The organism is Natronomonas sp., from assembly GCF_046710025.1.
Lineage (GTDB): Archaea > Halobacteriota > Halobacteria > Halobacteriales > Haloarculaceae > Natronomonas.
Window position 1 is genome coordinate 1 of sequence record NZ_JBKEGK010000116.1, and the last position, 8111, is coordinate 8111.

12 protein-coding genes, 2 tRNA genes and 1 pseudogene are annotated in these 8111 nt (G+C 63.9%); 13 read left to right on the forward strand and 2 right to left on the reverse strand.

The window, feature by feature from the left end; translation table 11 throughout:
* Positions 1 to 277, reverse strand: a 277-nt coding sequence (locus ACI944_RS08905) for a winged helix-turn-helix transcriptional regulator (protein WP_411718699.1), incomplete at its 3' end; no start/stop codon positions are given.
* Positions 278 to 411: 134 nt separating this feature from the next.
* Between ACI944_RS08905 and ACI944_RS08910 the strand changes: the two genes are divergently transcribed.
* Positions 412 to 870 (forward strand): hypothetical protein, encoded by a 459-nt coding sequence (locus tag ACI944_RS08910; protein ID WP_411718700.1) that lies wholly within the window; start codon positions 412 to 414, stop codon positions 868 to 870.
* 112 nt (positions 871 to 982) lie between these two features.
* A complete protein-coding gene (locus ACI944_RS08915) occupies positions 983 to 1852 on the forward strand; it encodes an SDR family oxidoreductase (RefSeq protein WP_411718701.1) in 870 nt (289 codons plus the stop codon).
* Positions 1853 to 1876: 24 nt separating this feature from the next.
* On the opposite strand, the gene moaA is transcribed toward ACI944_RS08915, so the two are convergent.
* Positions 1877 to 2872: a GTP 3',8-cyclase MoaA gene (moaA, locus tag ACI944_RS08920; RefSeq protein ID WP_411718702.1), complete on the reverse strand. Its 996-nt coding sequence runs from the start codon at positions 2870 to 2872 to the stop codon at positions 1877 to 1879.
* A 143-nt stretch (positions 2873 to 3015) separates the two neighbouring features.
* Between moaA and ACI944_RS08925 the strand changes: the two genes are divergently transcribed.
* From ACI944_RS08925 to ACI944_RS08975, 11 genes and pseudogenes are all read left to right on the forward strand, one after another.
* Positions 3016 to 4098: an Mrp/NBP35 family ATP-binding protein gene (locus ACI944_RS08925; protein ID WP_411718703.1), complete on the forward strand. Its 1083-nt coding sequence runs from the start codon at positions 3016 to 3018 to the stop codon at positions 4096 to 4098.
* A gap of 146 nt (positions 4099 to 4244) precedes the next feature.
* Positions 4245 to 4328: transfer RNA gene (locus ACI944_RS08930), tRNA-Ser, on the forward strand.
* A 15-nt stretch (positions 4329 to 4343) separates the two neighbouring features.
* Positions 4344 to 4856 carry a 30S ribosomal protein S13 gene (locus ACI944_RS08935; RefSeq protein WP_411718704.1) on the forward strand — a complete coding sequence of 171 codons (513 nt, stop codon included), beginning with the start codon at positions 4344 to 4346 and terminating at the stop codon, positions 4854 to 4856.
* Positions 4856 to 5380 (forward strand): 30S ribosomal protein S4, encoded by a 525-nt coding sequence (locus tag ACI944_RS08940; protein ID WP_411718705.1) that lies wholly within the window; start codon positions 4856 to 4858, stop codon positions 5378 to 5380. Before ACI944_RS08935 ends, ACI944_RS08940 begins: the two co-directional genes overlap by 1 nt.
* Before the next feature lie 2 nt (positions 5381 to 5382).
* A complete protein-coding gene (locus ACI944_RS08945) occupies positions 5383 to 5766 on the forward strand; it encodes a 30S ribosomal protein S11 (RefSeq protein ID WP_015409672.1) in 384 nt (127 codons plus the stop codon).
* A 1-nt stretch (position 5767) separates the two neighbouring features.
* Positions 5768 to 6544: a DNA-directed RNA polymerase subunit D gene (locus ACI944_RS08950; RefSeq protein ID WP_411718706.1), complete on the forward strand. Its 777-nt coding sequence runs from the start codon at positions 5768 to 5770 to the stop codon at positions 6542 to 6544.
* Positions 6545 to 6674: 130 nt separating this feature from the next.
* Positions 6675 to 6759: transfer RNA gene (locus ACI944_RS08955), tRNA-Leu, on the forward strand.
* Between the two features lie 23 nt (positions 6760 to 6782).
* Positions 6783 to 7136, forward strand: coding sequence for a 50S ribosomal protein L18e (locus tag ACI944_RS08960; RefSeq protein WP_411718707.1), 354 nt, complete (start codon positions 6783 to 6785; stop codon positions 7134 to 7136).
* Positions 7133 to 7582 carry a 50S ribosomal protein L13 gene (locus ACI944_RS08965; protein WP_411718708.1) on the forward strand — a complete coding sequence of 150 codons (450 nt, stop codon included), beginning with the start codon at positions 7133 to 7135 and terminating at the stop codon, positions 7580 to 7582. Before ACI944_RS08960 ends, ACI944_RS08965 begins: the two co-directional genes overlap by 4 nt.
* Complete coding sequence (locus tag ACI944_RS08970; protein ID WP_411718709.1) at positions 7576 to 7974, forward strand: 30S ribosomal protein S9; 399 nt, start codon at positions 7576 to 7578, stop codon at positions 7972 to 7974. Before ACI944_RS08965 ends, ACI944_RS08970 begins: the two co-directional genes overlap by 7 nt.
* A gap of 12 nt (positions 7975 to 7986) precedes the next feature.
* Positions 7987 to 8111: pseudogene (locus ACI944_RS08975) on the forward strand (DNA-directed RNA polymerase subunit N); the annotation flags it as partial.

Genomic DNA, 8111 nt, shown 5'->3' on the forward strand with positions numbered 1-8111 from the left:
CGGGACACAGCGATCGTCCCTTATCCGTGAGCGAGTAGTATGTTGCGACCGGGGCGTCTTCCTCTAGACGGCGCTCGACGAACCCCGTCTCTTGGAGGTCGTCGAGGACCCGAGAGAGCGTCCGGGAGTTCGCGTCCGTCGATCGTTTGAGTTCGTTGAACCGCTTCTCGCCGTCTTGGAGGTCGTGGAGGACCAGCAAGCGCCACTTCGAGCCGATCTGTTCCATCGACTCGACGACCGGGCACGGCGAATCAACCAGTTCGCGCGCGTTTGACATGTTCACCTGTACGGTGGGGACGAATAAATATCCACCCCGAGCGAGCCGACCACCCACCCTGGATGGACCGAACATCTCCCGCGTGGACCGCCGGAGACGACACACCCAAACGGGTACTGCCCGTACTGACTCGTATGTACACCGGACGGACCGAGAAACCCTGCTGTCTCTGCGGGCACCCGGAGACCGCCCACCGGGTCGAGATCCCGCCACGGGCGATCCAGCAGCTAAAACACGCTAGCCCGATCGCCTGGCGGGACATCGAGGGAGAGGTGACGCTGTACTTCTGTCAGGACGACTGGGAGACGGTTCGGGATCTCGTGCTCGAGACTGGAATGAGCCCGTTGTCGCGGTGTAACGCCGGCCGGGCCTCGTTCGTCCTTCGAGAGGACTTCGAGGCGCTATTGAACGCGAACAGGGCGGAGCCGGATCAAAGACCTCTCGAGCGGGAACTGCTCGAGAACGCGGACGATGTCCTCGAACGGTACGAGGCGGACGATCCCCACGTCGAGGAACGGGACCTCGTCGAGGCGCGGATTGTCACGTGGGCGATGGAGGACCTCGGGCCACCCCGGCTGACGGCCGACGACTGAGCGCCGGTAAACCGGGGCGTCCGGACGCCGCATCGAGGGTCTCCGGATCCGGGTGGCTGCGCCGCCGGAGCGAATACCAAATACTGTTATCCCCCGTTCTGTAGTGGTGTTCATGAGTACGCCTACCGAGGAGTTTGAACTGACCGCACCGGAACTGACAGCCGACGATCTTCTCGTTCTGGAGGACCCACACTTCGGCCCGGAGACGGTCGTTATCGTGACGGGGGCGGCCTCGGGAATCGGCCGTGCGACTGCCGTTGCGCTGGCGGCCAACGGCCTCACCGTCGTCGGTGCTGACATCGACGAGGACGGCCTCGACGGGACCGTCGACCTCGCCGACGACGTTGGCGCTGAGGGGGAGATCCAGCCCACGCAGACCGATCTTGCCGACGACGGCGATGTCGAAGCGATGGTCGAGACGGCCGCGGAGGCGGGCGATCTCCGGTACGTCGCCAACATCGCCGGTATGCAGCATATCTCTCCCATTCCGGACTTTCCCCCCGAGAAGTACGACCTGCTGCTCGACGTGATGCTCCGGGCGCCGTTCATTACGGCAAAGTTCGCCATGCCACACATCCGGGCGACCGATGACGGCGTCGGCGCTATCGCAAACATGTCGTCGGTCCACGGCCAGTACGCTACGCAGGACAAGGCCGCCTACATCACCGCCAAGCACGGCCTCAACGGGCTGACCCGGGCGATCGCTGCCGAAGGTGAGGGTACGCTTCGGGGCTTCTCCGTCAGCGCGGGCTACGTGTTGACGCCGCTGATGTTGAATCAGATCGAGGACACCGCCGAGGAGCGTGGGATCTCCGAACGGGAGGTCGTCGAAGATGTCATGCTTGGACAGGCCCGTACAAAGGAGATGCTGACCCCCGCGGAGGTCGCGAACCTCTTCGTGTTCGGCTTCTCGAAACACGGCACCCACCTCAACGGCGCCGACATGCTCTGGGACGGCGGCTACACCCACACCTACGAGTGAGGCAGGCGAGTCGAGAAACGAAGCTCAGGCCTCGACGTACTCCGTCTCGAGGTACTTCTCGTTGAAGACCCACTCGCCGTCGTCGTCATTGATCATGTACTCGCCGTAGTAGGGGACGCGCTCCTCAACGGTCTTCCGGAAGGTTTCGCGGATCTCTGGCTTCGTCATTTCGCCCATGCTTTTGAGGTCGTCGTTGCGGTTGAGACAGCCCTTCAAGTACCCCTCGTGGGTCACCCGGACCCGGTGGCAGTTCGCACAAAAGTCCGCGTTGCCGACGGGGTCGACGATCTCGACCATCCCACCGGGGAGGTCCGGGTCGTCCTCGCCGACGAAGTACCGGCGACGGCCGTGCATCTCGCGGCGCTCGATGCGGTCAGCCTGCTCCTCAAGCCACCCGTGGACGCGGTCGATATCGATGGCCCACTCGGGGCGGCCGGCGAGTTCCGGCATGTACTCGATGAGTTGGAGCTGCAGCCCTTCGTTTTCGGCGACGTGATCGACCATCTCCGGAACGTAGCCGGCGGTGTGTTCGAAAACGACCATGTTGAGTTTAACCGGGTCGAGGCCGGCCTCGAGGGCGGCGTCGATCCCCGCCATCACCTCGTCGTAGGCCGTACTCTTCGTGACTTCCTGGAACGCCTCCGGTGAGAGCGCGTCCTGAGAGACGTTGACCCGCTCAAGCCCCGCCTCGACGAGGCCCTCGGCCCGCTCGGGCAGAAAGGTCCCGTTGGTCGTCACCGAGGTGTCGATGCCGTCCGGGGTCCGCCTGACGATCTCCTCTAGGTCGCCCCGAAGTAGCGGTTCGCCGCCGGTGAACTTCGCCTTCTGGATGTCGAACTCGTCGGCGACCTCCAGAAACCGTACAACGTCGTCGGTCGACATCTCGTCGTCGGCCGGCTCCATCGGGCCCCGGGTGTCGCCCAGGCCTTCGTTGTGGCAGTAGACGCAATCGAAATTACATCGGTCGGTCAGCGATATCCTGACACCGGTGGTTTCGCGGCCGAACCCATCTTCGAGCATACGCCGAACTCGTGATAGACGTTCTTAAAATCGACGCCGGATCGGGTGTGTTCGAAACGGTTTTTAGTTACGTTAGGTGGCCAAACGCCGACCGGTCGGCCGCGGTCACAACCCTTATCGACGAGTACGAACCTACCACACTCATGGAAGAACAAGAGGTTCTCGACCAGCTCTCGGAGATCGAAGATCCCGCCCTCGGGGACGACATCGTCTCGTTGGGACTGGTCAACGGCGTCCAGATCGACCCGGAGACGGTCTCCATCGACCTGGCGCTCGGCGCCCCGTACTCGCCGAGTGAAACTGCGCTCGCGCGCGACGTCCGGAACGCCCTCACCGACGCCGACCGCGAGGTCGACCTCTCGGCCAGTATCGACACGGGCCTTTCGACGGGAGAACAGATCCTGCCGGACGTCGAGAACATCATCGCGGTCGCCTCGGGGAAGGGGGGCGTCGGAAAGTCGACGGTCGCCGTGAACCTCGCGGCGGGACTCTCCGAGATGGGTGCCCGCGTCGGGTTGTTCGACGCCGATATCTATGGGCCGAACGTCCCACGGATGGTCGAATCGGACGCCCAGCCAAAGGCGACCCGCGAGGAAACGATCGTGCCGCCGGAAAAGTACGGAATGAAGCTCATGAGCATGGACTTCCTCGTCGGCGAGGACGACCCGGTCATCTGGCGGGGGCCGATGGTCCACAAGGTGTTGACCCAACTGTGGGAGGATGTCGAGTGGGGTTCTCTCGACTACATGGTCGTGGATCTGCCGCCCGGCACCGGGGACACGCAACTGACGCTCCTGCAGTCGGTCCCAGTCTCCGGGGCGGTGATCGTGACGACGCCCCAACAGGTCGCTCTCGACGACGCGCGAAAGGGGCTTCGGATGTTCGGCGAGCACGACACGCCCGTGTTGGGCATCGTCGAGAACATGTCCGGGTTCGTCTGCCCGGACTGTGGAGGCGAACACGATATCTTCGGCAGCGGCGGTGGCGAGGAGTTCGCCGCCGACGTCGACATGCCGTTTTTGGGCAGCCTGCCTCTCGACCCCGCGGTGCGGAAGGGCGGCGACAGCGGTCGCCCCATCGTCCTCGAGGGCGACGATACTGCCGACTCGTTCCAGCAGTTCGCGAGGAGGGCGGCGGACATGCAGGGGATCGTTCGTCGCCGCGAGGCGGTCAACCGGAACGAGACGCGGAGCCGAAGCCGGGCGGACGGCGGCCGAGACCGGTAGTCTCCCGAGTTGCTGGCGCTTCGTGTGTGACTCTCACGGCGGCCGGCGTTCCGTGCAGTTTAAGTACCGAGGTCGGGTATCGACGGTTGCAATAGATGCAGGGGTAGCGACCCCGAGTCCGGAAGGGCGAAGATACATGCACGCGAGTCGTGGTAGCCAAGCATGGCCCAAGGCGCAGGGTTGCTAACTCTGTGGCGCAAGCCTCCGGGGTTCAAATCCCCGCCACGACGCTAATCCAACCACACATGAGCACGGAAGAACCAGACGCGGACGAGGACGGCGAAGACATCCAGTACTTCGTCCGAATCGGCCAGACCGACCTCGACGGGACGAAAAGCGTCGAGCGGGCGTTGACCGACATGAACGGCGTCGGTCGTCGCGTCGCTCGCATCATCGCCGACAAAGCCGACGTCGACCGCCGAGAGGTACTCGGCACACTCGACGAAGAGAAGATCGACGACGTCGTCGAGCTCGTCGAGGGGTACGCCGACGAGGTTCCCGCGTGGCTCACCAACCACCAGCGGGACTTCTTTACCGGCGAAACCACTCACGAGGTCGGCAACGATCTCGGAATGAGCCGCCGACAGGACATCAACCGGATGAAGATGGTCGACACTTATCGTGGTGTCCGACACAAGCGCGGCCAGAAGGTCCGCGGCCAGCGAACGAAGTCTACCGGCCGGACCGAGGGTACGATCGGTGTCAACGTTGAGGCGATCAAGGAAGAGCAGGCCGAGGAGGCGGCTGAGGGAGAATAATGGCGCTCGGAAACAACACTAAATTCTACGAAACGCCGAATCACCCCTTCCAGGGCGAGCGGATCGCCGCGGAAGGCGATCTGGTCTCTCGATACGGCCTCGCCAACAAGGAAGAACTCTGGCGGGCCCAATCGGAACTGCGTGACTACCGCCGCGAGGCACGACGCCTCATCGGCGAGGCACAGGGTGACACCGATGTGGCTGCTGAGGCCGGCAGCGAGTTTCTCGCCCGGCTCAAGCGCATCGGCGTCCTCGGCGATGGCGACAGCCTCGACGACGTCCTCTCGTTGGACGAGACGGACATCCTAGAGCGTCGTCTCCAGACGGTCGCCTATCGGAATGGCCTCGGCAACACGCCGAAACAGGCCCGGCAGTTCATCGCCCATGGCCACGTCACCGTCGACGGTGCCCGTGTCAGCGCACCGTCGACGAAGGTCGACGTCGCCGACGAGGATCTGCTCGAATTTGACGAAACGAGTCCGCTTGCGGACGATCTCCACCCCGAACGGGCGGAGGGACAGTAACGATGGCAGACGATACTACCTGGGGCATCGCACACGTGTATGCCTCGTTCAACAACACGATCATCACCGTAACGGACCTGACCGGCGCCGAGACGATCGTCAAATCGTCCGGCGGTACGGTCGTGAAACAGAACCGCGACGAGGCGTCGCCGTACGCCGCCATGCAGATGGCGGAGGTCGTCGCCGAGGACGTTCAGGAGGCCGGCATCGACGGCGTCCACGTCCGCGTTCGCGGCCCCGGCGGCAACCTACAGAAGAACCCCGGTCCCGGCGCGCAGGCGACGATCCGAGCGCTCGCCCGTGCCGGACTCGAGATCGGCCGCATCGAAGACGTGACACCCACCCCGCACGACGGGACCCGCGCTCCGAAAAACGCCGGATTCTGATATGTCCGGCCAGTATGACGTAACGTTCATCGAGCGGGACGAACGGAGCGCGCGCTTTCTCGTCCGGGGGATAACACCCGCGTTCGCGAACGGCATCCGCCGGGCGATGGTCGCGGACGTTCCGACCCTATCGGTCGACACGGTCCGCGTCATCGAGAACTCCTCGGTGATGTTCGACGAGCAGATCGCGCTCCGACTCGGGCTGATCCCGTTGACGACTCCGGACGACTACGAACCGGACGAGACGGTCACGCTCGCGATTGACGTTGAGGGACCGGCGACGGCATACTCGGGCGATTTGGTCTCCAGCGACGGGCAGGTTCAGCCCGGCGAGGAGAACGTTCCGATCATCGACCTGAAAGAGGGCCAGCGGCTCGAACTCGAAGCCGACGCGAAACTCGGCTACGGGAAGGACCACGCCAAACACCAAGGCGGGGTCGCCGTGGGCTACCGGCATCTCCAGCGTGTCGTTCTCGGCGACGAGCGCGACGAGTTCACGGACGACGATCCAGAGATTATCCGCGGCGTCATCGAAGACAGCGGGACGTCGGAAGCGTCCCAGGCAGCCGGCGACGGCGAACTCGTCGATGCAGCGTCGTTCGACAACGATCTCAGTAACCGATACCCCGACCGGAACGTGTCAGTCGAGGACGTTCCGAACGCGTTCGTCTTCGACGTCGAGACGGACGGGTCGATGAGCGTCGAGGAACTCGTCCTGAAGGCGGCCGAATCACTCAGGGCGAGGGCGGACGAACTCGAAGCTGCGGTCCAACTCTAAACACATCCAATGTCCCCCGATACCCTATACACGACGGCCGATCCGGATCCGAACGGCGGTACAGCCGCGCGTCCGGCGCCCGGAACGACCGAAAGGGGTTTTAGCGGGGACAGAAAAGACACCACTGCGAGCAGGGATAGCCAAGTTAGGCCAACGGCGCAGCGTTCAGGGCGCTGTCCTGTAGAGGTCCGCAGGTTCAAATCCTGCTCCCTGCATCCACTTCTTAGGAGCAACAACGATGAGTAGTAAAACGAACCCGAGGCTATCTAGTCTCATCGCCGACCTGAAGTCGACCGCCCGCAACGGCGGTGGCGAGGTCTGGAGCGATGTGGCCGAGCGCCTCGAAAAGCCCCGGCGCACGCACGCAGAAGTCAACCTGGGCCGCATCGAGCGGTACGCACAGGAAGACGAGACCGTGATCGTGCCCGGCAAGGTGCTCGGGTCCGGTGCCCTCCGAAAGGGGGTCACAGTCGCAGCCGTCGACTTCTCGTCGACGGCCCAGACGAAGATCGACGACGTCGGCGAAGCGATCGAACTCGAGGAAGCGCTCAAAAACAATCCAGACGGCGCGGACGTGCGGGTGATCCGATGAGCTACGCGGAGTTCCACGCGGACGTCGTCATCGACGCCCGCAACTGCATTCTTGGCCGTGTCGCATCGCAGGTCGCCGAACTCGCCCTCGATGGCGAGCGCGTCGCGGTGATCAACGCCGAGTCGGCGGTCATCACCGGCGGCGAGGAGGACGTCATGTCCGTCTACCGGACGCGACGCGAGGTCGGCTCCGACCGGGGACCGCAGTACCCCCAGCGGCCGGACCGGCTGTTCAAACGAGCTGTTCGCGGTATGCTGCCGTATAAAACAACGCGAGGGCGCGAGGCGTTCGAAAACGTCCGGATCTACCTCGGCGACGCCTACGAGGGCGACGACGATGTCGAACCGGAGGTCCTCGAAGGCACGTCCCTTGATCGGCTTTCGAACATCAAATTCGTCTCGCTCGGAGACGTCAGTGAAAATCTGGGTGCTAACGTCACATGGTAACGAACACGTCAGGCAAGAAGAAGACGGCTGTCGCCCGCGCGACGGTGTCCGAGGGGAGCGGCCGGGTTCGGATCAACTCCAAACCGGTCGAACTCGTCGAGCCCGAGCAGGCGAAGCTGAAGATGCTCGAACCGTTCCGTATCGCCGAGGACGGCTTACGCGAGAACGTCGACATCGATGTCACCGTCTCCGGCGGCGGCTTCGCCGGGCAGGCGGACGCGATCCGGACCGCGGTCGCCCGCGGTCTCGTCGAGCACACGAACGACGCCGAACTCCGGGACGCGTTCATGTCCTTCGACCGGTCGTTGCTCGTCAACGACGTTCGGCAGTCCGAACCGAAAAAATGGGGCGGCCCCGGCGCGCGGGCCCGCTACCAGAAATCCTACCGCTGAGGTGATGAAAGTATGATGGTACCGGTACGGTGTTTCACGTGCGGTAGCGTCGTCGGCGAGCACTGGGAGGAGTTCAAAGAGCGTGCCCGTGAGGGCGACGAGGACCCTGCCGAGGTGCTCGATGAGCTTGGCGTCGA

Coding starts and splice junctions, on each gene's coding strand:
- ACI944_RS08935 (WP_411718704.1), top strand. CDS start 4,344: ATGAGCACGGAAGAACCAGACGCGGACGAGGACGGCGAAGACATCCAG.
- ACI944_RS08925 (WP_411718703.1), top strand. CDS start 3,016: ATGGAAGAACAAGAGGTTCTCGACCAGCTCTCGGAGATCGAAGATCCC.
- ACI944_RS08965 (WP_411718708.1), top strand. CDS start 7,133: ATGAGCTACGCGGAGTTCCACGCGGACGTCGTCATCGACGCCCGCAAC.
- ACI944_RS08940 (WP_411718705.1), top strand. CDS start 4,856: ATGGCGCTCGGAAACAACACTAAATTCTACGAAACGCCGAATCACCCC.
- ACI944_RS08910 (WP_411718700.1), top strand. CDS start 412: ATGTACACCGGACGGACCGAGAAACCCTGCTGTCTCTGCGGGCACCCG.
- ACI944_RS08945 (WP_015409672.1), top strand. CDS start 5,383: ATGGCAGACGATACTACCTGGGGCATCGCACACGTGTATGCCTCGTTC.
- moaA (WP_411718702.1), bottom strand. CDS start 2,872: ATGCTCGAAGATGGGTTCGGCCGCGAAACCACCGGTGTCAGGATATCG.
- ACI944_RS08915 (WP_411718701.1), top strand. CDS start 983: ATGAGTACGCCTACCGAGGAGTTTGAACTGACCGCACCGGAACTGACA.
- ACI944_RS08960 (WP_411718707.1), top strand. CDS start 6,783: ATGAGTAGTAAAACGAACCCGAGGCTATCTAGTCTCATCGCCGACCTG.
- ACI944_RS08950 (WP_411718706.1), top strand. CDS start 5,768: ATGTCCGGCCAGTATGACGTAACGTTCATCGAGCGGGACGAACGGAGC.
- ACI944_RS08970 (WP_411718709.1), top strand. CDS start 7,576: ATGGTAACGAACACGTCAGGCAAGAAGAAGACGGCTGTCGCCCGCGCG.